Source organism: Pseudarthrobacter sp. L19, assembly GCF_050859435.1.
Classification (GTDB): domain Bacteria; phylum Actinomycetota; class Actinomycetes; order Actinomycetales; family Micrococcaceae; genus Arthrobacter.
The window spans coordinates 405,961-429,693 of record NZ_CP193935.1; the positions used below are offsets into that span (position 1 = coordinate 405,961).

Consider the following 23,733-nt stretch of genomic DNA (forward strand, 5'->3'; position numbering starts at 1 on the left):
AAGCCCGTGGACGTGCCGGTTTCGCTCGCGGTGACGTTGCTGGCGGAGGACATTGCCCTAGATGTCTCCCCGTGCCCCGGCGTACGGCAGGAAGCCTACCTTGGCGTACACGTCCTTGAGGGTGGCCGCCGCGGCTTCCCGGGCCTTGTCCGCGCCGACCGCCAGCAGGCGGTCCAGCTCGGCCGGGTCGGCCAGGAGTTCGTTGGCGCGGTCGCGGATCGGGCTCAGGTGTGCCGTCACCACCTCCGCCAGGTCGACCTTGAGGTGGCCGTACATCTTGCCCTCGTAGGCCTCCGTGAGCTGCTCGATGGTCCGGCCGGTGATGGCCGAGTAGATGGTCAGCAGGTTGGAGACGCCCGGCTTGTTCTCCCGGTCGAAGCGGATCTCGGTCCCGGTATCCGTCACGGCGGACTTGATCCGCTTGGCGATCAGCTTCGGCTCGTCCAGCAGGTTGATCAGGCCGGCCGGGGACTCCGCCGACTTGGACATCTTCGCCGTCGGATTCTGCAGGTCATAGATCTTCGCCGTTCCCTTCTGGATCAAGGGCTGGGGCACCGTGAAGGTCTCGCCGAAGCGGGAGTTGAAGCGCTGGGCGAGGTCGCGGCTGAGCTCGACGTGCTGGCGCTGGTCCTCACCGACGGGGACGCCGTGCGGCTTGTACAGCAGGATGTCGGCAGCCTGCAGGATCGGGTAGGTGAACAGGCCCACGCTGGCCTGGTCGGAGCCCTGCTTGAGCGCCTTGTCCTTGAACTGGGTCATCCGGGAGGCCTCGCCGAAGCCGGTGATGCAGTTCAGCACCCAGGCCAGCTGGGCGTGCTCGGGGACCTGGGACTGGACGAACAGGGTGCACTTGTCGACGTCGACGCCGCCGGCGATGTACTGGGCGGCGGTCACCCGGGTGCGCTGCGCCAGCTCGGCGGGGTCCTGGGGCACGGTGATGGCGTGCAGGTCCGGGATGAAGAAGACGGCCTCGTATTCGTCCTGCATCCGGACCCAGTTCACCAGGGCGCCGAGGTAGTTGCCCAGGTGCAGCGAGTCGGCGGAGGGCTGCATCCCGGAGAGGATGCGCTGGCGGGTGCCGGCGGCGGCCGCCGGTGCGGCGTCGGTGGAGGGGGTGGCGTCGGGGATCGGCGACGCGGTGGCGGGAGAGGTCATCGGGAAAGCCTTAAAACTAGAGCCGGTAGTCCACTACCAGCGGGGCATGGTCGGAGAAGCGGGTATCCCAGGACGGCGCCCGGTCAACGACGGCCTGCACCGCTGCGGCGGCAAGGGCTGGGGTGGCGAGGTGGTAGTCAATCCGCCAGCCCGTGTCGTTGTCGAAGGCCTGTCCCCTTTGCGACCACCAAGTGTAGGGGCCGTTGACGGTACCCGCCAGGCCCCTGTGAACATCCTTCCAGCCGATCTCCTCGCCCATGAAGCGGTCGAAATAAGCACGCTCCTCGGGCAGGAAGCCGGCACGCTTGACGTTGCCCTTCCAGTTCTTGATGTCCAGCTCCGTGTGGCCCACGTTCAGGTCCCCCACCACCAGGGCGTGGTCGCTGTGCTTGGACAGTTCCGGCAGCCGGGTCAGCATGAGGTCCAGGAAACGGAACTTGTCATCCTGCTTCGGGGTCCCGGCCTCGCCGGAGTGGACGTAGGCGCTGACCACGGTCAGCGTGGCGGGGTTCCCGGCGGCGTCGCGGACCATGTAGTCCGCCTCCACCCAGCGGCCCGCGGTAGCGAAGTAGTCCTCGCCGATGTGTCCCCGGGTGGCCGTCGGCTCGGTACGGGAGGCAATGGCGACGCCGGCGCGGCCCTTCGCCTCGGCTTCGGCGTGCAGGATGTGCCAGTCGTCGCCGAGCAGGTCACGGACCACAGCGTCGGGCGCGCGGACCTCCTGCAGGCAGAGGATGTCCACCTCGCGCGCCGCCAGCCATTCCGCCATGCCCTTTTTGTAGGCGGCGCGAAGGCCGTTGACGTTGACCGTTGCGATGCGAAGGTGGTCCTTCTCCAATGCCGAGCTCACCCGATCCACTCTAGTCGATGATGGTTCCGCTCACCGGCTCGTCGGAACCGCCGCCGGACTTGATCATGTCCCGGGCGTTGGTGGCGGTGATTTCGATCGTCTCGAGGGCACGGCGGATGGTGTCCTGGTCCGACGCCTCGCCCTTGGCCCGTTCCTGCTCGACGACGCGGACCTGCACCTGGACGATCTTGAAGGAGTGGTCCAGCTTCATGTCGCGGACCTCATCGGCCTCCCGGCGCTCCCCGACGACGCGGGTGCCGCCGTGGTCGGCGCTGCCGGCCGACGGCGCCCGGCCCACGGCGGAGTTGAAGGCGTTCTGCGCCTCGTTAATCTTGGCCCCGGCGCGCTTGGCGGCCCTCTGGATGCTGAAGACCACGAAGGAGGCCAGCGCCAGCCAGAAGAAGGCGATGACGGCGACAACCCACCCCACGACGTCGTTCTGGTTCGCCGCGAAGATCACGGCCACCAGGAAGGCGATGATGAACACCGTCATGCCGAGGCCGCCGATGCGGAACATCGGGTTCTTGCCGGCGGCGGCGAACGGGGACGTGGTGGAGGAAGGGTTGCCGAGGGATCGCATGGGTCCATTATCGCAAACGGCGCGCACCGCCAGCGGCGCTTCCACCCCCGGCGAACGGGCCGCCGTCGTCCGGGCCTGCTGCCGCTGCCGGGGCCCCTACTTCAGGAACAGCCGGCGCAGCCGGCTGGTGGTGAGGGCGACGCCGAGCACGATCATCACCAGGTAGTAGCCGATGTGGAGCAGCGTGAAGGCGTCGAAGGCGCCCACGCTGATCTGGCGGAGCAGCTCCACCCCGTGCCAGAGCGGCATGGCCTGGATCAGCAGCTGGATGGGTCCCGGGTAGACGCTCAGCGGATAGAAGGTGGCGCTGAAGAGGAACATCGGCAGCATGATGAAGTTGATCCAGTCCATCTGCTGGAAGGTCTTCATGAAGCTGGTGATGCCCATGCCGAAGCTGGCGAAGCCGAACGCGATCAGCACCGAGGCCGGGATCATCAGGATGGCCCACGGGGTGGTGATCAGCCCCATCACGCCCATCACCGCGGTAAACCCGGTGGCGTACATGAGGCCGCGGAGCAGGGCCAGGAAGATCTCCCCCATGGCGACGTCGATCGGCCCCAGCGAGGTGTAGAGCATCCCCTGGTAGAGCTTGGCGAAGTTCATCTTGAAGAAGACGTTCCAGGTGGAGTCGTACACGGCGCCGTTCATGGCCGAGACCGCCAGCAGCGCCGGGGCGATGTAGGCGGCGTAGGAGATCTCCTGGCCGCCAGGACCCTGCACGGAGCCGACGATCGCGCCGAGGCCCACACCCATCGAGATCAGGTACAGCACGGGTTCGAAGAAGCCCGAGAGCATCACCATCCAATTGCTGCTCTTGGTGGCCATCAGCCCGCGGGCGACGACGGCGCGCACGTTGCGCGAGTACAGCGGGCCGAAGCGGCGGGCGCGGGCTGCGTCGGTGACGCTGGGGGCGCCGTCGTGCTGTCCGGCGGTGGCGAGCGTGCTCATGCACCCATCCTTTTCGCGAACTGGCGCCGGGTCAGGACCCAGCCGAGGACCGTGAGGCCGGCGAGGACAATCAGGTGGACGGCGCTTAGCCAGGCCGGCTCGGGGTAGCCATAGCTGACCACCCGGCCCAGCTCCGTGCCATGCCAGATCGGGGAGATCCAGCCGACCCAGCGCACGCCCAGCGGCAGGGTGTCCAGCGGGAAGAAGGTGCCGGAGAACAGGAACAGCGGCATGACGATGAAGCGCATCACCATGGCGAACTGGCCCTTGTCCTCCTTGATCCGGGCCGCATACGCCATCAGGGGCAGGCCGAAGGCGAGGCCGGCCAGGGTGGCGATGAAGATCGAGACCCAGCCCCGGCCGCTGGGTGAGGCGCCGAACAAGGTCACCACACCGAAGTAGATCGCGGATTGCAGCACGAACCTGACCGTCACGGCGATGATCTGTCCGGCGGCGATCTGCTCCGGAGTCAGCGGGGAGGCGTGCGGGCCGTAGTAGACCCGGCGCCACTTGAACCCGTCCATCACCGGGAAGGTGAACTCGTTCGCGGCCGTCATCACGGCGGCGGAGATCAGCAGCGCGGGGGCGATGAAGGTCAGGTAGCTGACGCCGCCGAAGGCCGCCGCGGAGTTCGAGTCCACCAGCGTTGCCAGCCCCACGCCCATGGCGAAGAGGTACGCGACGGGCTGGCCCACGCCGTACATCACGATGGTCCAGCCGTAGCCCTTCATCACCCGCAGGACCTGTTCGGCGTAGTAGAACGCACCCCAGCGGCGGGCCCTTGCCGCGGAGACCTGCGGCGCGTGGGCGCGCCCGGTCACGGTCGCGTCCCTAGTCAACGAGGCTCCGGCCGGTCAGGCGCAGGAAGACGTCCTCCAGCGAAGAGCGGCGCACCAGCGAGGTGACGGGGCGGAGGCCGCGGGCGGAGACCTCTTCCAGGGCGGCCTCGCCGTCGTTGGCGTAGATCAGGACGCGGTCCGGGAGGGTTTCGACCCGTTCGCCGATGCCCTCCAGTTCCGCCCCGACCGTGGCGTTGCGGGCGGAGCCGAAGCGCAGCTCGAGCACCTCGCGGGTGGAGTATTCGCGGATCAGGCTGGCCGGGGACCCCTCGGCCATGATCCGGCCCTTGTCCACCACGATCAGCCGGTCGCAGAGCTGCTCCGCCTCGTCCATGTAGTGGGTGGTGAGGATCAGCGTGACGCCCTGTTCCTTGAGCCGGAACAGCCGGTCCCAGAGGATGTGGCGGGCTTGCGGGTCCAGGCCGGTGGTGGGCTCGTCCAGCAGCAGGATCTTCGGTTCGTTGATCAGGGAGCGGGCAATCGTGAGGCGCCGCTTCATGCCGCCGGAGAGCGCATCCACCTTCGCCTTGGCCTTGTCGGTCAGCTGCGCGAACTCCAGCAACTCGTCGGCCTTGGGCTTGAGGTAGCTCATCGGCAGGCCGAAGTAGCGGCCGTAGACCAGGAGGTTGTCCCGGACCTTGAGTTCCTCGTCCAGGTTGTCCTGCTGTGGGACCACACCCAGGTGCGCGCGGACCTCGGGGCCGTGCTGCTCCGGGTCCAGGCCCATGATCGTCAGGGAGCCGGAGGTGCGCTGGGAGACGCCGCCGATCATCCGCATGGTGGTGGACTTGCCGGCGCCGTTGGGGCCCAGCAGGCCGAAGGCCTCGCCGGCGGGCACGCGGAAGCTGATCCCGTCCACGGCAGTCATGTCGCCGTAGCTCTTGGTCAGGTTCTCTGCGGTGATGACGTACTGGGCGGGGCCGGATCCGGCGGCGCTTTCCACGGGCGATTCTTTTGCGGCGAGTTCAGGCACCCGAAACACGCTAGTCCATCCGGGCAAACCATGAAAGAGTCTTTTCGTAAATTCTTCGGACTTTTCAGGCCGGGAAACCCAACTGACTCGCAGCTGAGGCCGTTATGAGCGCTGAAAACGGCCTCAGCTGCGAGTCAGTTGGGTGGTACGGGGTTAGTCCTGGAGCTGGCGTTCGGCGGTCTCGACCACGTTGGCCAGCAGCATGGCGCGGGTCATCGGCCCCACTCCCCCGGGGTTCGGGGAGATCCAGGCTGCGACGCCGGCCGCGGCGGGCTCCACGTCCCCGGTCACCACGGCCTTGCCGTTGCCGTCGTCGACGCGGCTGACGCCTACGTCCAGCACGATTGCGCCGGGTTTGAGGTCCGCGGCCTTGATCATGTGCGGCTGGCCTGCGGCGGCGATGACGACGTCGGCCTGGCGGATTTCGGCGGGCAGGTCCACGGTGCCGGTGTGCGCCAGGATGACGGTGGCGTTCACGTCCTTGCGGGTCAGCAGCAGTCCCACGGGCCGGCCGATGGTGACGCCGCGGCCCACCACCAGGACGCGCTTGCCCTTGAGGCTGATGCCGTGCCGGGTCAGCAGCTCAATGCAGCCCTTGGGCGTGCAGGGCAGCGGGGAGGTCATCGGGCCGGACACGTTGGCCACTAGGCGGCCAAGGTTCATCGGGTGCAGGCCGTCGGCGTCCTTGTCCGGGTCCATCGCTTCGAGGATGACGTCCTGGTCGATGTGCTTTGGCAGCGGCAGCTGGACGATGTACCCCGTGCATTCCGGGTTTTCGTTCAGCTCCCGGACCACGGCCAGCAGTTCCTCCTGGGTGGTCTCCTCGGGCAGGTCGCGGCGGATCGAGGTGATGCCCACCTCGGCGCAGTCCTTGTGCTTGCCGCCGACGTACCAGGTGCTGCCCGGGTCGGAGCCGACGAGGATGGTGCCCAAGCCGGGGACAACACCGCCGGCCTTGAGGGCGGCTACGCGTTCGGTCAGTTCGGCCTTGATGGCGGCCGCGGTCGCCTTGCCGTCGAGGATGCGGGCGGTGTGGGTTTCGGTCATGTCGTTGGTCAACCGGATCACCACTGCTCGTGCTGCGGGTACAGCGGGAAGTCGGCGGCGAGCTTGTCCACGCGGGACTGGAGGGCCTCGACGTCGGCACCGGTGCCTGCCTTGAGGGCGGTGGCGATGATGTCGGCGACCTCGGTGAACTCCTCGGCGCCGAAGCCGCGGGTGGCCAGGGCCGGGGTGCCGATGCGCAGGCCGGATGTGACCATGGGCGGGCGCGGGTCGAACGGAACGGCGTTGCGGTTCACGGTGATGCCCACGGAGTGCAGCAGATCCTCGGCCTGCTGGCCGTCCAGCTGGGAGTTGCGCAGGTCCACCAGGACCAGGTGCACGTCGGTGCCGCCGGTGAGGACCGAGACGCCGGCTTCGGCGACGTCGGCCGCGTTCAGCCGGTCGGCGATGATCCGGGCGCCCTCGAGGACGCGTTCCTGGCGTTCCTTGAACTCCTCGCCGCCGGCGATCTTGAACGCCACGGCCTTGGCCGCGATGACGTGCATGAGCGGGCCGCCCTGCTGGCCGGGGAAGACGTTGGAGTTGATCTTCTTGGCCCACTCCTGCTTGGCCAGGATCACGCCGGAGCGGGGGCCGGCGAGGGTCTTGTGCACGGTGGAGGTGACGACGTCGGAGTGGGGCACCGGGCTCGGGTGCAGTCCGGCGGCCACCAGGCCGGCGAAGTGCGCCATGTCGGTCCAGAGCAGGGCCCCGACCTCGTCGGCGATCGAGCGGAAGGCGGCGAAGTCGAGGTGACGCGGGTAGGCCGACCAGCCGGCGATGATGACCTGGGGCTTCTCGGCGAGCGCCTGCTCGCGGAGCTTGTCCATGTCCACCCGGAAGGTGTCTTCCTCGACCTGGTAGGCCGCGACGTCGTAGAGCTTGCCGGAGAAGTTCAGCTTCATGCCGTGGGTGAGGTGTCCGCCGTGGGCGAGGGATAGGCCCATGATCTTGTCGCCGGGGGTGATCATCGCGGAGAGGGCGGCGGCGTTGGCCTGCGCGCCGGAGTGCGGCTGGACGTTGGCGAATTCGGCGCCGAAGAGGGCCTTGACCCGGTCGATCGCGAGCTGCTCGGCGACGTCGACGTATTCGCAGCCGCCGTAGTAGCGGCGGCCCGGGTAACCCTCGGCGTACTTGTTGGTCAGCACGGAGCCCTGGGCTTCCATGACGGCGCGGGGGGCGAAGTTTTCGGAGGCGATCATTTCCAGGGTGCCGCGCTGGCGGCCGAGCTCCTGGTCCAGGACGGCGGCGATCTCGGGATCGAGTTCAGCGAGGGGCTGGTTGCTTACGGCTGCTGAAGAAAGGCGAAGGGAAGTAGTCACGAAGAACTCCTGGCTTGGCAACGGTCACTGCTGTGAGGTCAGGTTACCGGCTGGTCCGCGCCGGCGCCCCTAGATTACGGGGCCGCGGGAGGGCAGCGCGGGGCTGCCAACCGGAAAAACATGACCCTCGGCCCAGGCGTACGATCCGTGGTCTGCGTGCGTGCCGCTCCCTGGTGGTAGGCCACCCAACGCCAGTTGCGACAGGTTAAGCCTATCCCAGCCGCGGGTAGGCTGTTCTATCGTGACTGACGACCAGCTGACTGCCTCCTATATCCTCACCCTCTCCTGCCCGGACCGGCCCGGCATCGTGCACGCGGTAGCCGGCGCCCTGCTGGTGGCGGGCTGCAATATTACGGACTCGCAGCAGTACGGCAGCGAGGGGACGGGCACCTTCTTCATGCGGGTGGAGGCGACGACGGCGGCCCCCGAGTCGGAGCTGCTCGCCGCGCTGGAGCCGGTGGCGCAGGCCTTCGGCATGCAGTGGAACCTGAACCCGGCCGGCCGGAAGCTCCGCACCCTGCTGATGGCCAGCACCTCGGCGCACTGCCTTAACGACCTGCTGTTCCTGCAGCGCTCCGGGACCCTGCCGATCGAAATTCCCGCGATCGTCTCCAACCACCGCGACCTCGCCGGCCTCGCCGAGTTCTACGGCATCCCCTTCCACTACATCCCCGTCACGAAGGACACCAAGGCCCAGGCCGAGGACGCCCTCCGCGCCCTGATGGCCGAGCACGACGTCGAACTGACCGTCCTGGCCCGCTACATGCAGATCCTCTCGGACGAGCTCTGCACCGAGCTGACCGGCAAGGCCATCAACATCCACCACTCGTTCCTGCCCTCCTTCAAGGGCGCCAAGCCGTACCACCAGGCGCACGCCCGGGGCGTGAAGCTGATCGGCGCCACCGCGCACTACGTCACCGCCGCCCTGGACGAGGGCCCGATCATCGAGCAGGAGGTCATCCGCGTGGACCACCGGCGCACCGCCGAGCAGTTCGTGCAGATGGGCCGCGATGTCGAGGGCCGCACCCTGGCCCAGGCCGTGCAGTGGCACGCCGAGCACCGGGTGCTGCTGGACGGCAACCGGACGGTCGTCTTCAGCTAGCCGTTCCCGGGAGGGCCCTTGCCGCGTGCGCGGCCGGGGCCCTTTACTGGAGCCATGACCACACCCATGACCGGGCCTTGGACCATGTACGACAGGGCGCAGCGGCTGGACGACTTCGTGGCCCTGCTCAAGGAGGAGGGCCGGCACGCCGTGTTGGGCCTGGACTGCGGCACGGGCGCCGAGGGCCTCGCTTTCGTCCGCGCCGGGCTCCACTTCACCGGCGTGGACGCCTCCGAGGAGAACATCCACGCCGCCCGCGCCCACGGCCTCTCCGCCTCGGTGGCAACCGCCGCCGCCCTGCCGTTCGCGGATGCCGCCTTCCCGGCCGTCTGGGCCCTCGACGCCCTGGCCGGACTCGACGCCGAGGCGGCCGACGACGCGGCCCGCGAGCTCCGGCGCGTAGCCGCCCCCGGGGCACCGATCGCCGTCGTCCTCCCGCAGGCCGGCCCGGACGCCGGCCCCGGACCCGGACCCGGCTTCACGATCCTCCGCGCCTGATCCCTGCCGCCCGACGCTCCCTCACGTCCGGCACGAATCCGCCCGACGCTCCCTCACGTCCGGCGCGAACCCGCCCGACGCTCCCGCAGGTCCGGCCGCTGTCCTAGGCTGGGGTCCATGACTCCCGTTTACGCTTTCGCCGGCGATACCCCGGCCGTCCACGACTCCGCCTTCGTTGCCCCGAGCGCCTCGATTATCGGCAACGCCAGCCTCGCCGAGTACTCCAGCGCCTTCTACGGCGTCACGGTCCGCGCGGACACCGCCGCCATCAGGGTCGGCGCCGGCAGCAACCTGCAGGACAACGTGGTGCTGCATGCGGACCCGGACTTCCCCTGCACGGTGGGCGCCGGCGTCAGCATCGGCCACGGCGCCGTGGTGCACGGCTGCACGGTCGAGGACGACTGCCTCATCGGCATGGGCGCCACCGTCCTCAACGGCGCCGTGATCGGCACCGGCTCGCTCGTGGCGGCAGGCGCCGTCGTGCTCGAGGGCACGGTAATCCCGCCCCGCTCGCTGGTGGCGGGCGTGCCCTCCAAGGTGCGCCGGGAACTCACGGAGGAGGAGTTCGACGGCGTCCGCCACAACGCCGCGCACTACCGGGAGCTCGCCCGGGCGCACCGGGAGCTGCACGGCTGATCCGTGCGCTGATCCGTGAGCCGGTTCGTGGGCTGATCCCGGGGCGGGGCGCGCCGCCGCTTGCGTTAACTTCTTGACTACAAACCCCTGATGGTGCACGCTTCTTTGCATGCCCTCACCAACGCGCTCAACGAGGAGCCGCACGAAAAACCCCGGGTCGCAGTCCGCGCTCCGCCATTTGAACCAGCAACGGATCATCGAATGCCTGCTCGCGGGCCCGTCCACGCAGGCTGAACTGGCCCGGCAGACCGGACTTTCCACGGCCACGGTCTCCAACATCGTCAAGATCATGCAGGACGCCGGGCTCGCCTCCACGGAACCGACCACCAGCTCCGGCCGCCGGGCCCTGAACGTCCGGCTCAACAGCCAGGGTGCCGTGGCGGTGGGCATCGACTTCGGTCGCCGGCACCTGCGCGTGGTGCTGGCCTCACTGAGCTATCACGTTTTGGCCGAGGAGGCGGTGCTCCTGCCGCTGGGCCACCACGCTGAGGACGGCATCGCCGCCGCCGTCGCCGTCCTTGACCGGCTGCTCGATACCAGCGGCGTCGAACGCAGCGCCCTGGTGGGTGCCGGCGTCGGCATCCCCGGCCCCATCGACCGCCGCTCCGGGACCGTTGCGCAGGGCGCCATCCTCCCCGAATGGGTCGGCATCAACATCCTGGAACGGCTCGAGGAAGCCCTTGATCTGCCGATTTTCGTGGACAACGACGCCAATCTCGGCGCCCTGTCCGAGGTGACGTGGGGACCGCACAGCGGCACCAGCAACCTGCTCTTCCTCAAGATCGGTTCGGGCATCGGCGCGGGCCTGATCATCAACGGGATGCCCTACTACGGCAACGTCGGCATCACCGGCGAAATCGGCCATGCCACCATCCACGAACACGGCCTGGTTTGCCGCTGCGGCAACCGCGGCTGCCTGGAAACCGTCGCCTCCACCACCACCATGCTGGAGCTGCTCAGCCGCGGCGACGACCGACCCATGACCAGCGAGGACATCGTCCGCAAGGCCCTCGCCAAGGACTCCGCCACCCTGCGGGTTGTGGACGACGCCGGCCTCGCCGCCGGGCGTGCGCTGGGCAACGTGGCGAATCTGATCAACCCCGAAGTGATCGTCGTCGGTGGGCCGCTGGCGGGCCTCGGCGAGCTCCTGCTGGACCCCATCCGGCGGGGCCTGATCCGGCACGCCGTGCCCGTGATCGGCGAGACAACCACCCTCACCATGTCCTCCCTGGGCGACCGCGCCGAGGCCCTCGGGGCCACCGCACTGGTCTTCCAGCAGGCCGGAATCCGGCGCAACTAGCTCCACCGTTATCCGTCCGTTGCGTTAAAGACTTGACGACAACGACGTGATCCAGTTTACTTTTCCATCAGACGGCCCTGCGGTTTGCAGGGGCGGACAACGAAGTCATGCATTGGAGGCGTAAGGGCAGATGACGTCCCTCGACACGCACAGCGATCCCGTAATTCTCGAGATGCGCTCCATCACCAAAGAGTTCCCCGGCGTTAAAGCTTTGGCCGAGGTGAACCTGCGGGTGAAGGCCGGCGAAATCCACGCCATCTGCGGTGAAAACGGCGCCGGCAAATCCACCCTGATGAAGGTCCTTTCGGGCGTTTACCCCCACGGCAGCTACACCGGCGACATCGTCTACCAGAACGAAGTCCAGGAGTTCAAGGACATCCGGGCCAGCGAGCACGCCGGCATCGTGATCATCCACCAGGAACTGGCGCTGATCCCCGAACTGTCCATCATGGAAAACATCTTCCTGGGCAACGAACCCACCAAGCGCGGCGTGATCGACTGGGCCGAGGCCCGGCTCCGCTCCACCGAACTGCTCGCCCGCGTGGGCCTGCGCGAGGACCCGGACACCCCGGTCAAGGAGATCGGCGTCGGCAAGCAGCAGCTGGTCGAGATCGCCAAGGCGCTGAACAAGAAGGTCAAGCTCCTCATCCTCGACGAGCCCACCGCAGCCCTGAACGAGTCCGACTCCCAGCACCTGCTGGACCTGATCCTGGGCCTCAAGGGCCGCGGCATCACCTCGATCATCATTTCCCACAAGCTGAACGAGATCGAGCAGATCGCGGACTCCATCACCATCATCCGTGACGGCAAGTCCATCGAGACCCTCGATGTGAAGGCCGACGGCGTCGACGAGGACCGCATCATCAAGGGCATGGTGGGCCGCACCCTGGAGTCCCGCTTCCCGGACCACACCCCGAACATCGGCGAGACCTTCTTCGAGGTCAAGAACTGGACCGTCGGCCACCCGCAGATCCAGGACCGCCTGGTCTGCAAGAACTCCAGCTTCTTCGTCCGCCGCGGCGAGATCGTCGGGTTCGCCGGGCTGATGGGTGCCGGCCGCACCGAGCTGGCCCGCTCCCTCTTCGGCCGCTCCTACGGCCGTTTCATCTCCGGCCACATCTACAAGGACGGCAAGGAAATCCAGCTCAAGACGGTCAAGGCGGCCATCAACGCCGGCCTGGGCTACGTCACCGAGGACCGCAAGTCCCTCGGCCTGAACCTGCTCGACGACATCAAGGCCACCACCGTCTCGGCGGCGCTGAAGAAGATCAGCAAGCACAACGTGGTCGACGCCGACGAGGAGTTCACCGTCGCGGAGCAGTACCGCAAGTCGCTGCGCACCAAGACCCCGTCGGTGGAGGAAGGCGTCGCGAAGCTCTCCGGCGGCAACCAGCAGAAGGTCGTCCTGGCCAAGTGGATGTTCACCGACCCGGACCTGCTGATCCTCGATGAGCCCACCCGCGGCATCGACGTCGGCGCCAAGTACGAGATCTACGGCATCATCCAGCAGCTGGCCAACCAGGGCAAGGGCGTGATCGTCATTTCCTCGGAACTGCCGGAACTGCTGGGCCTCTCCGACCGCATCTACACCATCTTCGAAGGCGCCATCACCGGCGTGCTGACCAAAGAGGAAGCCAGCCAGGAAAGCCTGATGAAGCTGATGACCTCCGCCCGCAAGACTGCCTGACCCCGGGCGATCCAGAACAATCCGGACTACAAGGACTGACACAATGAACGCGCTCAAGAAGCTCTTTGGCGGCAACACCCGCCAATTCGGCATGATCTTCGCCCTGGTTGCGCTGATCGTCTTCTTCCAGATTTTCACCGAGGGCCGCACGCTCACCCCGGGCAACGTCATCAACCTCTTCAACGGCAACTCCTACATCCTGATCCTCGCGATCGGCATGGTGCTGGTCATCATCGCCGGCCACATTGACCTCTCCGTCGGCTCCGTGGCCGCGTTCGTGGGTGTCAGCGTGGCCCTGATGATCCGTGACTGGGGCATCCCGTGGTACCTCGGCATCCTCTTCGGCCTGCTCCTGGGCGCCCTGATCGGCGCCTGGCAGGGCTTCTGGACCGCCTACGTCGGCATCCCGGCCTTCATCGTGACCCTCGCCGGCATGCTCCTGTTCCGCGGATTCAACCAGTACGTCGGCAAGTCCAACACCATCCCGGTGCCCAACGACTTCCAGTACATCGGTTCCGGCTACCTGCCCGAGTTCGGCCCGAACACCGGCTACAACAACCTCACCCTGCTGCTGGGTCTGGCCGGCGCCGTCTTCGTGATCGTCAGCGAACTGCGCGCCCGCCGCAAGGCCAAGTCCCTCGGCGCCGACGTGCCCGAGGCCTGGGTCACCATCACCAAGCTGGTCCTGATCTGCGCGGCCATTCTCTACGCGACGTACCTCTTCGCCACCGGCCGCCCGGGCACCTCGTTCCCGATCCCCGGCCTGATCCTGGCCGTGCTCGTCCTTCTCTACGGCTTCATCTCCTCGAAGACGGTCATCGGCCGCCACGTCTACGCCGTCGGCGGCAACCGCCACGCGGCCGAACTCTCCGGCGTCCAGTCCAAGAAGGTCAACTTCCTGGTCATGATGAACATGTCGATCCTCGCCGGCCTCGCCGGCATGATCTTCGTCGGCCGCTCCACCGCCTCCGGCCCGTTCGACGGCGTCGGCTGGGAACTGGATGCAATCGCGGCAGTCTTCATTGGCGGCGCGGCCGTGACCGGCGGCGTCGGCACCGTGATCGGCTCGATCGTCGGTGGCCTGGTGATGGCTGTCCTGAACAACGGCCTGCAGCTGCTCGGCGTCGGCGCCGACCTGACCCAGATCATCAAGGGCCTGGTCCTGCTGATCGCCGTCGCGTTCGACGTCTACAACAAGTCGCAGGGCAAGAAATCGATCATCGGCATGATGATGAAAAACTTCGGCCGCGGCAACGAGATCAAGGCCGACGAGACCACTTCCACCAAAGAGGTCATCGCCAAGGAATCCTGACCGGATCCCTTCCCCTAAACCACCGAGTCTCCACGCACCATCAAAAGAAAGTGAACCAAGCAATGCAAATGATTGGTAAAGCAGGAAAGGCAGCAGCAATCGCTGCTATTGCGGCACTGGCGCTGACAGCCTGCGGCCGTGCCGACACCGGCACCTCCGGTTCCGCGAGCAGCGGCGGCGAGGCGTTCCCCAAGAACTCCCCGATCGGCGTCGCCCTCCCGCAGAAGACCAGTGAGAACTGGGTCCTCGCGGAGAAGCTGTTCAACGATGGCCTCAACGGTGCCGGCTTCAAGGCTGATGTTCAGTTCGCCAACGGTGGCGTTTCCGAGCAGCAGAACCAGATCAGCGCCATGGTCACCAAGGGGGACAAGGTCATCATCGTCGGTGCCATCGACGGTGCGCAGCTGGGTACCCAGCTGAAGCAGGCCAAGGACGCCGGCGCGACCATCATCGCGTACGACCGTCTGCTGCTGAACACCGAGAACGTCGACTACTACGTCGCCTACGACAACTTCAAGGTTGGCGTCCTGCAGGGCCAGGCCCTGCTGGACGGCATGAAGGCCAAGAAGCCGACGGGCCCGTACAACATCGAACTGTTCGCCGGTTCCCCGGATGACGCCAACGCGAAGGTCTTCTTCGACGGCGCAATGAGCGTGCTGAAGCCGAAGATGGACGACGGCACCCTCAAGGTCGTTTCCGGCCAGACCTCCTTCGAGCAGGCTGTGACCCAGGGCTGGAAGGCTGAGAACGCCCAGCGTCGCGCCGACACCCTGCTCAGCGGCAGCTACGGCAGCACCACCCTTGACGGCGTCCTGTCCCCGAACGACACGCTGGCCCGCGCGGTCCTGACCTCGGTCAAGGCTGCAGGCAAGCCGTTGCCGGTTATCACGGGTCAGGACTCCGAGGTTGAGTCCGTCAAGTCCATCATGGCCGGTGAGCAGTACTCCACCATCAACAAGGACACCCGCAAGCTCGTTGAGCACGCGATCACCATGGTCAAGGACATCCAGGCCGGCAAGAAGCCTGAGATCAACGACGACAAGTCCTACAACAACAAGGTCAAGACCGTTCCGGCGTTCCTGCTGGAGCCGGTCATCGTGACCAAGGAGAACGTCAAGACCGCTTACGTTGACGATCCGGTACTCGGACCGATCACCAAGTAGTCTTCCGCTCCACCATCAGGGCCCCGGCTCCCCCGCAGTTCGCTGCGGGAGGGTCGGGGCCCTGTTGCGTCCGGGGGCCTGGGGGCTCGGGGCGGCGGCTGGCCAGGGACGACGACGGCGGCGCCCCGGGTGAGAGGATGGCAGCATGAACGCCCCGATCGCCAGGCCCTGGCTCTTTGACCAACCCGACCAGGATCCCCGGACCGCCACCGGAGCGCGGCTGCGCTGGGGCGTCATCGCCACCGGCGGGATCGCGGCCACCGTCACCCGGGACCTGGAACTGCTCGCGGACGCGCAGCTGTACGCGGTCTCCTCCCGCAGCCAGGCCGCCGCGGATGCCTTCGCGGCGGACTACGGCTTCGCCCGCGCCTACGGGGACCGGGACGGGGTTCCGGGCTACGAGCACCTGCTGGCCGACGACGCCGTCGACGTCGTCTACGTGGCTACCCCGCACGCCCAGCACCATGCCATCGCCAAGGCCGCGCTCACGGCCGGCAAGCACGTCCTATGCGAGAAGGCCCTCACCGTCAATGCCCGCGAGGCGGCCGAGCTGATCGACCTGGCCCGCGCCAACGGACTGTTCCTGATGGAGGCGATGTGGAGCCGGTTCCTGCCGGCGATGCAGCGGGCCTTCGAGATCGCCGCGTCCGGCGAGATCGGCGAGGTCCAGTGGGTCGGCGCGGATCTGGGCTTTCCGGCCCCCTACTCCCCCACTTCACGGCTCTGGGCGCCGCGGGACGGCGGCGGAGCCCTGCTGGATATCACCATCTACCCGTTGCTCTGGGCGCTGGGCACGCTGGGCTTCCCGCAGACGGTCACCGCCACTGGCTTCGTCAACGACGACGGCGTCGACGCCCAGAACGCCCTGACGCTCGGCTACCACCACGGGGCGCAGGCGCAGCTGACCTCCTCCCTGCTGGCGCACGGGCCGCGCACCGCCACCGTGGCCGGGAACAAGGGGTTCCTGCAAAGCCTGGGATCGATCAACAACCCCCGCGAGCTGCTGGTCCGGGTGGGCTTCGACGATCCGCGGACGGAACAGTTCACCACGGTGGGCCGCGGCTACAGCTACGAGCTGCGCGAGGTCACCCGCTGCATCCAGCAGGGGCTGACCGAGAGCCCCGTGATGCCGCTGCAGGATTCCCTGGACACCATGCGGTTGTTCGACGGCGTCCGCGCCCAGCTGGGGGTCAGCTACCCGAACGACGTGCACGTTCGCTGACGCGGGACTCCGGAGGACACCGGTCACCGGTCACCGGTCACCGGTCACCGGACCATGCACCCGAAATCCGGGACTAATAGTGCCCTCCCGCTCTGGACGCGCCGCTACGCCTGGCTCTACGCTATAGGCCAATCATCGAGCCTATCCGGGGAGGGGTGTTGCGCATGCGTGAAGCGGCGGGCCCTTCTCCCCTGCGTCTCCGGCTCCGGCGGCTCCTCCTGGCCCTGTTGGCGGTCTGTGCCTGGCTGACGCTGAGCGCCGCCGCGGCCAGCGCCGACGAGCCGGCCGCCATCACCGTTGCAGCCGGCCACGTGAAAACCTCGCTGGGCACCATGATCCAACTGCCCATGACCGACGAGGCACTGGAGGCCGCCGCGACGCCCGCCCCGGAGCCGACGGCAACGGCCACGGCGCCCGCCGTCGAGGCTACGCCGGTGTCACCGGCACCCGCGCCCGCCGAATCGGCTCTTCCGGCCACCGAGCCCCAGCCGGACCCGGCCACCGCTCCCGTCACCGCCCCGGAGCCGACCGTACAAGATCCACCAGTGCAAGATCCGGCCCCGGCGCCCGATCCCACCCCGGTCGTCCCGGCACCCGTGCCGCCCGTGGACCCCGTCGTCGTGCCCGTTCCCGTCGTCACGGAACCGGCGCCGCCCGTGGTGGCCCCTTCGCCTTCTCCCGTCCCCGTCCCGGCCCCGGCCCCCACCACGCCCGCACCGACACCGACTCCGACGCCCTCAGCCACGGCTCCCGTGCCAGTCGTGACCGTCCCCGTGGTCTCTGTCCCGGTAGTCACCGTCCCGGCGTCGCCCGTTCCGGTGCTGCCCGTGATCGACCCGCTGGCCGGATCCACCGGCACCACCCCCGCCACCCAGCCGCCCGCGCAGTCGGCCCCGTCGCCCGCTCCCCCGGCCGCCGAGCCCGCAGCTTCCCCGGGCCGGCCTGCCGCCTCCGGCCAGCCCACAGGTCCCGCCAGCCCGGCCACCGCGGTGACAGTCGCCGCCGTTGACCCGGCGCTCCCCTGCAGCCCGGCCCCCGTGGTCGTGCGTCAAAACGTAGGCAGCATCACCAGTTACGCTGCGACGCATCCGTCGTTCACCCCGGTCCTGGTCCTGCCGGAGCCGAATCTGCCAGCGCCCGCGCCCGGCACCGTCCCGACAGGGTCGGCCGGTACGGCCGCGCCCGCAGGTGACGGCGCCCCCGCCGCGCCCGCCGGCAACAACGACCTGCCGCACCCGTGGGGCGGAGAAACGGGCTTCCCGGCTCCCTCTGCGCTGCCGCCCGCCCCAGGCTCCGGATCCGGCGGCGGTTCCACCGCCGGCAGCGCTTCCGGCACCGCCGCCTGGCTGCCGGATGCCTTCCTTGTCGTACCGCCGCTGGGCTTCGAGCCCATTAGCGGCCCGCTCCAGCACGCCTACCGCGCCGTCACCGCGGACCCCGGCTCTTCTCCCGACTAGCTGGACCGTCCTCTGCAGCATCGCTCTGCAGAGAACTGTCCCGCGGGCCGCCCATTGCGCCCGCCACCAGCTCGTCAGGAGAAGTTTCCATGTGCCCCACCCCCGCCGGACCCCGGCACCCGTTTCCCGCTTCAATCAAAGTCCCGCCGTCGCGCCACGCCGCCACCAGGTCCCGGGCGGCCGTCGCAGCCGTGTCCTCCCGGCCACTGCGGAACGCCCGCCGTGATACAGGCCGCCCCGCGCAGGTTCTCGTGAGCGCCGGGGCGTGGTCGTTGGGTCCGCTGGGGGATCCAACGGCCGCGCAGGCCCCGGCGGAACCCTTCAGTCCCGTGCCAGCAAGGCGCCGTTGCCGGAAAAGTCTCTATCCCCGGCGGCGCCCCTGTCAGAAAGGTCACGAACAGGAACAAGCGCACAGCACCCGTCACGTACCAGCACCACCATGGGGGCCATTCTGCCCCGCGCCGGACCGCGATACCCATACCCGTATCATTTCCTTAGGACGCCACCGCGGCGTCCGGATGCAACAGGGGGTACCCGTGGACACGTCGCCCAACGAGGTCACGGCCGAGGTTCTCAGCGGCCGCTACCGACTGGGAGAGGTCATCGGCCGGGGCGGAATGGCCTCGGTCTACACCGCCAAGGATGAGAACCTGGGCCGCGACGTGGCGCTGAAGCTCTTCGCACCCCAGGCCTCAGATGCCGACGAACTGCGCCGGCAGCAGGCCGAAATCGAACTCCTGGCAACTCTCAACCACCCCGGCCTGGTTACCCTCTTCGACGCCGGCACCGACACCCGCGTCCCGGACGAGCCCCGCCCTTTCCTGACCATGGAACTGGTGGACGGACAGGACCTCCGCACCCGCATCCGGCACAGCCCGCTGCCCCTGGACGAGGTGGCCGTGATCGGCGCCGGCCTGGCCGACGCCCTCGCCTACGTCCACTCCCTCGGCATCATCCACCGGGACATCAAACCCGCCAACGTCCTGCTGGTCCGGACCCGGCCGGGCGAGCCGCTCCGGCCCAAGCTGACCGACTTCGGCATCGCCAGGATCGCCGACGGGACCCGCCTCACCGCCACCGGGACCATGGTCGGCACCGCCGCCTACCTCAGCCCCGAACAGGCCCGCGGCGCGGACATGGGCCCGGCCAGCGACATCTACTCCCTGGGCCTGGTGCTCCTGGAGTGCATCAAGGGCACCGTGGAGTACCCGGGAAGCGCCGTCGAATCGGCGGTGGCCCGGCTGCACCGGGCGCCCGCCATCCCCGACGACGTGCCCGCCGCCTGGGCCAGCCTGATCCGGGCCATGACGGCGCTTGACCCGCTGGAGCGCCCGGCCGCCTCCGACCTCGAGCCCGTCCTGCGCCAGGCCCTGGTCTCCCCGGATTACCTGCCCGGCCCGCTGGCCGAGCAGCAGACCCGTGTGCTGCCCGAGCCCCCGGCCCGACCGCCGAAATCGGCGAAGGGTCCGGCGCGGGGCCGGTCGCGGAATACCGCCAGGGGCGCGGCCGCAGGTTCAGGTGCGGGCCCGGGGCTGGGCTCGACGGCCCGGACGACGGCGCCTGGTACCGCCGCGCTGCCGCCCATCCCCTCGACTGCCGCACTTTCCGCCTCCCGGCCGGGCCTCTCAGCCGCACCGGGCCGCCCCACCGCCCGGCGGCCGCTGGGCCGGCGGGCCAAGCTCCTGCTGGCCCTCGCCGTCGTCGTGCTGCTCGCGGTTGCCGCCGCCGTGCTGCTCTCCCTGACCGCGGCGCCCGCCGCACCGCCGCCGGTCCCGTACCCGGCCGTGACGGGAGACATCGGCGAGCACCTGAAGCAGCTGGAAGAGAGCGTGAACCCATGACCGGCCTGTCCTCCAATGGCGCGCGCCTTGTGAACCGCCGCGCCGCCGCCGCGGCGTTGGCCCTGATCGTAAGTGCCGGCGCGCTGGGCGGATGTGCCTCCCCCGCCCCCGACCTGGACGCCGCCGCAGCCGGCCAGCTGCAGTCGCGCGTCCTCGCCGTCACCCAAGCCGCGGCCGCCGACGATTCCCCGGGCGCCCTGAAACAGCTGGATGAACTGACCACCGCCCTGGACACCGCCGCCGCGGACGGCAAGGTCTCCTTCAAAAGGCACCAGAGCATCAAATCCTCCATCGACGCCGTCCGGAACGACCTGAACGCCCGGATCGCCCAGCAGCAGGCCGCCAAGGATGCCGCCGCCAAGGCCGCCGAGGAGGAGAAGGCGGCGCAGGCTGCAGCCGCCGAGGAGGAAAAGGCGGCGCAGGCTGCAGCCGACGCGGCGGCCAAGGCGGCCGCGGATCAAGCCGCCGCCGACCAGGCTGCCGCTAATCAAGCGGCCCAACAGGCCGCCGCCCAGCAGGCTCAACAGCAGGCACCCGGTAAGGCCAAGGGCGGCAAGAAGGGCGGCGGCTAGCCCGCGGGTCTTTGCCGTTGCCGCCCCGGCCATCGTGCCCGGACTTTGCCGGATGCCCCGTTGCGGATAGCTTGTGAATCAGGCCGCAGAGAGCCGGGCTTTATCCGACCAGAGGAGTACAGAGCGCATGGCAACAGTGCAGGAATCCATCGACGTCAACGTCCCCGTCAAGCAGGCCTACAACCAGTGGACCCAGTTCGAGGATTTTCCCCAGTTCATGACAGGCGTCGACAGCGTCCGGCAGCTCGATGACACCACCGTCCACTTCGAGACCAGCATCCGGGGCGTCCAGCGCGCCTACGATGCCCGGATTACGGCGCAGGAACCGGACCGGCTGGTTGCGTGGGAGAGCATCGACGCCCCGCGGAATGCCGGCGCGGTGCGCTTCACCGAGCTCACGCCGGGCTCCGTGCGGGTCGACGTGGAGCTCAGCTGGGAGCCAGAGGGTGCCGTGGAGAAGCTCGGCGCCGCCGCCGGGCTCGACTCCCGGCAGGTGGCCGCGGACCTGGAGCGGTTCAAGAAGTTCATCGAGGACCGCGACTTCGAGACCGGCGCCTGGCGGGAACGGGTCAACAACGGCGAGGTCGACTCCGGGCTGACCCCGGTGACGGACCCGGATTACGACGTGATCGGCACGGGCGCGCCGCAGAACACAGATCCGGACCTGGCCACGGAGCCCGCGACCGGCCCCGCAGCGGACGCGGACGACGCCACCGCCGAGGGCGGGCGCCGCGCCGACGATTAACGGCGGATTCGAAAAACAGCCTAAACGCCGACGGCGCACCGGATACCCGGTGCGCCGTCGGCGTTTATCGCCTCAAGTGCCTAGCCCAGCAGGGACAGGGCCTTGCTGAAGGTGGCGGAGGGGCGCATCACGGCAGAGGCCTTGGCCTCGTCCGGGCGGTAGTAGCCGCCGAGGTCCACCGGGGAGCCCTGGACGGCCAGCAGCTCGCCGACAATGGCTTCCTCGTCGGCGCTGAGGGTCTTGGAGACCTCGGCGAACGCCTGGGCGAGTTCGGCGTCGTCGCTCTGGCGTGCCAGTTCGTCGGCCCAGAACTTGGCCAGGTAGAAGTGGCTGCCACGGTTGTCCAGCTCGCCGGCCTTGCGCTTCGGGGACTTGTTCTCGAGCAGGAAGGTGCCGGTGGCGCGGTCCAGGGTGTCCGCGAGAATCTGGGCGCGGGCGTTACCCGTGGTGGTGGCCAGGTGCTCGAAGCTCACGGCCAGGGCCAGGAATTCGCCCAGGCTGTCCCAGCGCAGGTGGTTTTCCTTGAGCAGCTGCTGGACGTGCTTCGGGGCGGAGCCGCCGGCGCCGGTCTCGAACAGACCGCCGCCGTTGATCAGCGGGACGATCGAGAGCATCTTGGCGCTGGTGCCCAGTTCCAGGATCGGGAACAGGTCCGTGAGGTAGTCGCGGAGCACATTGCCGGTGACGGAGATGGTGTCCTCGCCCTTGCGGATGCGCTCCAGGGTGAAGGCGGTGGCCTCCTCCGGGGACATGATCTCGATCTGCAGGCCCTCGGTGTCGTGGTCCTTGAGGTATTCCTCGACCTTGGCGATCATCCGGGCGTCGTGCGCGCGGGTCTTGTCCAGCCAGAATACGGCCGGGGTCGCGGAGGCGCGGGCACGGGTGACGGCCAGCTTGACCCAGTCGCGGATCGGCACGTCCTTGGTCTGGCAGGCGCGCCAGATGTCGCCCGGGGAGACCTGGTGTTCGATCAGGACGGTGCCCTCGTCGTCGACCACCTGGACGGTGCCGGCGGCGGTGATCTCGAAGGTCTTGTCGTGGCTGCCGTATTCCTCGGCGGCCTGGGCCATCAGGCCGACGTTCGGGACGGTGCCCATGGTGGTGGGGTCGAAGGCGCCGTGGGCGCGGCAATCATCGATGACCACCTGGTAGATGCCGGCGTAGCTGCTGTCCGGCAGGACGGCGAGGGTGTCCGCCTCCTGCCCGTCGCGGCCCCACATGTGGCCGGAGCTGCGGATCATGGCCGGCATGGAGGCGTCCACGATCACGTCGGAGGGCACGTGCAGGTTGGTGATGCCCTTGTCCGAGTCGACCATGGCCAGCTCGGGGCCCTCGTTGAGGCCCTTGGTGATGGCGGCCTCGACGTCTCCGCGGGTCTCCTCGGGGAGGTCCTCCAGGCCGTTGAGGATGGAGGCCAGGCCGTTGTTCGGGCTGAGGCCGGCGGCGGCGATCTGCTCGCCGTAGGTGGCGAAGAGGTCCGCGAAGTAGGCCTTGACCACGTGGCCGAAGATGATCGGGTCGGAGACCTTCATCATGGTGGCCTTGAGGTGGGCAGAAAAGAGGACACCCTCTTCCTTGGCGCGGGCCACCTGGGCCTTGAGGAACTCGTCCAGGGCAGCGGCGCGCATCACGGTGCCGTCGATGACCTCGCCGGCCAGGACCGGGAAGGCACGCTTGAGGACCTTGACGGTGCCGTCGTCCTTGACCAGCTGGATCTTGAGGTTGGTGTCGGCCGGGATCACCACGGACTTCTCGTTGGAGCGGAAGTCGTCGGCCTCCATGTGGGCCACGTTGGTCTTGGACTCCGGGGTCCAGGCACCCATGCTGTGCGGGTTCTGGCGCGCGTAGTTCTTCACCGACAGCGGCGCGCGGCGGTCCGAGTTACCCTCGCGCAGCACCGGGTTTACGGCGGAGCCCTTGATCTTGTCGTAGCGGGAGCGGATGTCCGTCTCCTCGTCCGAGGCCGGGTTGTCCGGGTAGTCCGGGAGGGCGTAGCCCTGGCCCTGGAGCTCGGCGATGGCGGCCTTCAGCTGCGGCACGGAGGCACTGATGTTCGGCAGCTTGATGATGTTGGCTTCAGGCTTCTTGGCGAGTTCGCCGAGTTCGGCGAGCGCGTCGCCGATGCGTTGGTCTTCGGTGAGGTAGTCGCCGAAGACGGCGATGATGCGGCCGGCAAGCGAAATGTCGCGGGTCTCTACCTCCACACCGGCCGTCGAGGCGTAGGCCTCAATGATCGGCAAGAACGAATAGGTAGCCAGCATCGGCGCTTCGTCGGTGTGGGTATAGATAATCTTGGCCATGCTTGGGCGTCTCCCTGAAAGTCTGCGGAAATCTTTGTTATCTCAACGGCTCTAACTTACCCGAGGTGGCGGCCTCGGCGCTTGTTAGGGACGGCCGGCGGCAGTCAGGTGAAGCGGGCTCGACGGCGGGTAGCGGCCAAAAAGCGATATGACAAGTTTTGACAAACAGCTTTACAGGTTCGTCATA

At 68.4% G+C, this 23,733-nt stretch carries 21 protein-coding genes and 1 riboswitch; of the genes, 12 read left to right on the top strand and 9 right to left on the bottom strand.

Annotated elements, in window-relative coordinates:
- Positions 1 to 57: 57 nt before the first annotated feature.
- The 8 genes from trpS to glyA all read right to left on the bottom strand — a co-directional run bounded on the left by trpS (position 58) and on the right by glyA (position 7,711).
- Positions 58 to 1,155 carry a tryptophan--tRNA ligase gene (gene trpS, locus ACRQ5B_RS01825; RefSeq protein WP_432396347.1) on the bottom strand — a complete coding sequence of 366 codons (1,098 nt, stop codon included), beginning with the start codon at positions 1,153 to 1,155 and terminating at the stop codon, positions 58 to 60.
- 16 nt (positions 1,156 to 1,171) lie between these two features.
- A complete protein-coding gene (locus tag ACRQ5B_RS01830; RefSeq protein ID WP_412882386.1) occupies positions 1,172 to 2,005 on the bottom strand; it encodes an exodeoxyribonuclease III in 834 nt (277 codons plus the stop codon).
- Positions 2,006 to 2,015: 10 nt separating this feature from the next.
- Positions 2,016 to 2,585, bottom strand: a complete 570-nt coding sequence (locus ACRQ5B_RS01835) for a hypothetical protein (RefSeq protein WP_412882385.1) — start codon at positions 2,583 to 2,585, stop codon at positions 2,016 to 2,018.
- A gap of 96 nt (positions 2,586 to 2,681) precedes the next feature.
- Positions 2,682 to 3,533 (bottom strand): ABC transporter permease, encoded by an 852-nt coding sequence (locus ACRQ5B_RS01840; protein WP_412882384.1) that lies wholly within the window; start codon positions 3,531 to 3,533, stop codon positions 2,682 to 2,684.
- Positions 3,530 to 4,354: an ABC transporter permease gene (locus tag ACRQ5B_RS01845; protein ID WP_432396352.1), complete on the bottom strand. Its 825-nt coding sequence runs from the start codon at positions 4,352 to 4,354 to the stop codon at positions 3,530 to 3,532. The genes ACRQ5B_RS01840 and ACRQ5B_RS01845 overlap by 4 nt, the downstream gene beginning before the upstream one ends.
- Positions 4,355 to 4,364: 10 nt before the next feature.
- Entirely contained in the window at positions 4,365 to 5,240 is an 876-nt protein-coding gene (locus tag ACRQ5B_RS01850) for an ABC transporter ATP-binding protein (RefSeq protein WP_290258869.1), read from the bottom strand.
- 258 nt (positions 5,241 to 5,498) lie between these two features.
- Positions 5,499 to 6,392 carry a bifunctional methylenetetrahydrofolate dehydrogenase/methenyltetrahydrofolate cyclohydrolase gene (locus ACRQ5B_RS01855; protein ID WP_432396355.1) on the bottom strand — a complete coding sequence of 298 codons (894 nt, stop codon included), beginning with the start codon at positions 6,390 to 6,392 and terminating at the stop codon, positions 5,499 to 5,501.
- Between the two features lie 17 nt (positions 6,393 to 6,409).
- Positions 6,410 to 7,711 (bottom strand): serine hydroxymethyltransferase, encoded by a 1,302-nt coding sequence (gene glyA, locus ACRQ5B_RS01860; protein ID WP_432396358.1) that lies wholly within the window; start codon positions 7,709 to 7,711, stop codon positions 6,410 to 6,412.
- A gap of 123 nt (positions 7,712 to 7,834) precedes the next feature.
- Positions 7,835 to 7,920: riboswitch (ZMP/ZTP riboswitch) on the bottom strand.
- A 32-nt stretch (positions 7,921 to 7,952) separates the two neighbouring features.
- Here glyA and purU point away from each other — a divergent pair.
- The 12 genes from purU to ACRQ5B_RS01920 all read left to right on the top strand — a co-directional run bounded on the left by purU (position 7,953) and on the right by ACRQ5B_RS01920 (position 21,246).
- Complete coding sequence (purU, locus tag ACRQ5B_RS01865; protein WP_412882381.1) at positions 7,953 to 8,813, top strand: formyltetrahydrofolate deformylase; 861 nt, start codon at positions 7,953 to 7,955, stop codon at positions 8,811 to 8,813.
- 54 nt (positions 8,814 to 8,867) lie between these two features.
- Entirely contained in the window at positions 8,868 to 9,311 is a 444-nt protein-coding gene (locus ACRQ5B_RS01870) for a methyltransferase domain-containing protein (RefSeq protein ID WP_432396362.1), read from the top strand.
- Between the two features lie 117 nt (positions 9,312 to 9,428).
- On the top strand, positions 9,429 to 9,947 hold the full coding sequence (locus ACRQ5B_RS01875) for a gamma carbonic anhydrase family protein (protein ID WP_432396365.1): 519 nt from the start codon (positions 9,429 to 9,431) through the stop codon (positions 9,945 to 9,947).
- Positions 9,948 to 10,056: 109 nt separating this feature from the next.
- The gene (locus tag ACRQ5B_RS01880) at positions 10,057 to 11,247 is read left to right on the top strand and encodes an ROK family transcriptional regulator (protein WP_290258833.1); all 1,191 of its coding nucleotides are present in this window, start codon (positions 10,057 to 10,059) and stop codon (positions 11,245 to 11,247) included.
- A 130-nt stretch (positions 11,248 to 11,377) separates the two neighbouring features.
- Positions 11,378 to 12,934, top strand: a complete 1,557-nt coding sequence (mmsA, locus tag ACRQ5B_RS01885) for a multiple monosaccharide ABC transporter ATP-binding protein (RefSeq protein ID WP_412882378.1) — start codon at positions 11,378 to 11,380, stop codon at positions 12,932 to 12,934.
- Positions 12,935 to 12,977: 43 nt separating this feature from the next.
- Complete coding sequence (gene mmsB / locus ACRQ5B_RS01890) at positions 12,978 to 14,246, top strand: multiple monosaccharide ABC transporter permease (RefSeq protein ID WP_412882377.1); 1,269 nt, start codon at positions 12,978 to 12,980, stop codon at positions 14,244 to 14,246.
- Positions 14,247 to 14,308: 62 nt separating this feature from the next.
- Positions 14,309 to 15,409: a substrate-binding domain-containing protein gene (locus ACRQ5B_RS01895; protein ID WP_412882376.1), complete on the top strand. Its 1,101-nt coding sequence runs from the start codon at positions 14,309 to 14,311 to the stop codon at positions 15,407 to 15,409.
- A 145-nt stretch (positions 15,410 to 15,554) separates the two neighbouring features.
- Entirely contained in the window at positions 15,555 to 16,631 is a 1,077-nt protein-coding gene (locus ACRQ5B_RS01900) for a Gfo/Idh/MocA family protein (RefSeq protein WP_432396370.1), read from the top strand.
- Positions 16,632 to 16,795: 164 nt separating this feature from the next.
- Positions 16,796 to 18,088: a hypothetical protein gene (locus ACRQ5B_RS01905; RefSeq protein WP_432396373.1), complete on the top strand. Its 1,293-nt coding sequence runs from the start codon at positions 16,796 to 16,798 to the stop codon at positions 18,086 to 18,088.
- A 518-nt stretch (positions 18,089 to 18,606) separates the two neighbouring features.
- Positions 18,607 to 19,929, top strand: a complete 1,323-nt coding sequence (locus tag ACRQ5B_RS01910) for a serine/threonine-protein kinase (RefSeq protein ID WP_432396376.1) — start codon at positions 18,607 to 18,609, stop codon at positions 19,927 to 19,929.
- The gene (locus ACRQ5B_RS01915) at positions 19,926 to 20,501 is read left to right on the top strand and encodes a mucin-associated surface protein (protein ID WP_432396379.1); all 576 of its coding nucleotides are present in this window, start codon (positions 19,926 to 19,928) and stop codon (positions 20,499 to 20,501) included. The genes ACRQ5B_RS01910 and ACRQ5B_RS01915 overlap by 4 nt, the downstream gene beginning before the upstream one ends.
- Positions 20,502 to 20,628: 127 nt before the next feature.
- Positions 20,629 to 21,246, top strand: a complete 618-nt coding sequence (locus ACRQ5B_RS01920; RefSeq protein ID WP_432396381.1) for an SRPBCC family protein — start codon at positions 20,629 to 20,631, stop codon at positions 21,244 to 21,246.
- Between the two features lie 80 nt (positions 21,247 to 21,326).
- Here the strand turns inward: ACRQ5B_RS01920 and ACRQ5B_RS01925 are convergent, their stop codons facing one another.
- Positions 21,327 to 23,546, bottom strand: a complete 2,220-nt coding sequence (locus ACRQ5B_RS01925) for an NADP-dependent isocitrate dehydrogenase (RefSeq protein WP_432396384.1) — start codon at positions 23,544 to 23,546, stop codon at positions 21,327 to 21,329.
- Positions 23,547 to 23,733: the final 187 nt, after the last annotated feature.

Excerpts from the sequence above, each read along its gene's own strand:
- ACRQ5B_RS01900 (WP_432396370.1), top strand. The coding sequence starts at position 15,555 with ATGAACGCCCCGATCGCCAGGCCCTGGCTCTTTGACCAACCCGACCAG.
- ACRQ5B_RS01840 (WP_412882384.1), bottom strand. The coding sequence starts at position 3,533 with ATGAGCACGCTCGCCACCGCCGGACAGCACGACGGCGCCCCCAGCGTC.
- ACRQ5B_RS01895 (WP_412882376.1), top strand. The coding sequence starts at position 14,309 with ATGCAAATGATTGGTAAAGCAGGAAAGGCAGCAGCAATCGCTGCTATT.
- trpS (WP_432396347.1), bottom strand. The coding sequence starts at position 1,155 with ATGACCTCTCCCGCCACCGCGTCGCCGATCCCCGACGCCACCCCCTCC.
- ACRQ5B_RS01880 (WP_290258833.1), top strand. The coding sequence starts at position 10,057 with ATGCCCTCACCAACGCGCTCAACGAGGAGCCGCACGAAAAACCCCGGG.
- ACRQ5B_RS01915 (WP_432396379.1), top strand. The coding sequence starts at position 19,926 with ATGACCGGCCTGTCCTCCAATGGCGCGCGCCTTGTGAACCGCCGCGCC.
- mmsB (WP_412882377.1), top strand. The coding sequence starts at position 12,978 with ATGAACGCGCTCAAGAAGCTCTTTGGCGGCAACACCCGCCAATTCGGC.
- ACRQ5B_RS01875 (WP_432396365.1), top strand. The coding sequence starts at position 9,429 with ATGACTCCCGTTTACGCTTTCGCCGGCGATACCCCGGCCGTCCACGAC.
- mmsA (WP_412882378.1), top strand. The coding sequence starts at position 11,378 with ATGACGTCCCTCGACACGCACAGCGATCCCGTAATTCTCGAGATGCGC.
- ACRQ5B_RS01855 (WP_432396355.1), bottom strand. The coding sequence starts at position 6,392 with ATGACCGAAACCCACACCGCCCGCATCCTCGACGGCAAGGCGACCGCG.
- ACRQ5B_RS01920 (WP_432396381.1), top strand. The coding sequence starts at position 20,629 with ATGGCAACAGTGCAGGAATCCATCGACGTCAACGTCCCCGTCAAGCAG.
- ACRQ5B_RS01905 (WP_432396373.1), top strand. The coding sequence starts at position 16,796 with ATGCGTGAAGCGGCGGGCCCTTCTCCCCTGCGTCTCCGGCTCCGGCGG.
- ACRQ5B_RS01850 (WP_290258869.1), bottom strand. The coding sequence starts at position 5,240 with ATGACTGCCGTGGACGGGATCAGCTTCCGCGTGCCCGCCGGCGAGGCC.
- ACRQ5B_RS01870 (WP_432396362.1), top strand. The coding sequence starts at position 8,868 with ATGACCACACCCATGACCGGGCCTTGGACCATGTACGACAGGGCGCAG.
- ACRQ5B_RS01910 (WP_432396376.1), top strand. The coding sequence starts at position 18,607 with ATGCAACAGGGGGTACCCGTGGACACGTCGCCCAACGAGGTCACGGCC.
- ACRQ5B_RS01925 (WP_432396384.1), bottom strand. The coding sequence starts at position 23,546 with ATGGCCAAGATTATCTATACCCACACCGACGAAGCGCCGATGCTGGCT.
- ACRQ5B_RS01835 (WP_412882385.1), bottom strand. The coding sequence starts at position 2,585 with ATGCGATCCCTCGGCAACCCTTCCTCCACCACGTCCCCGTTCGCCGCC.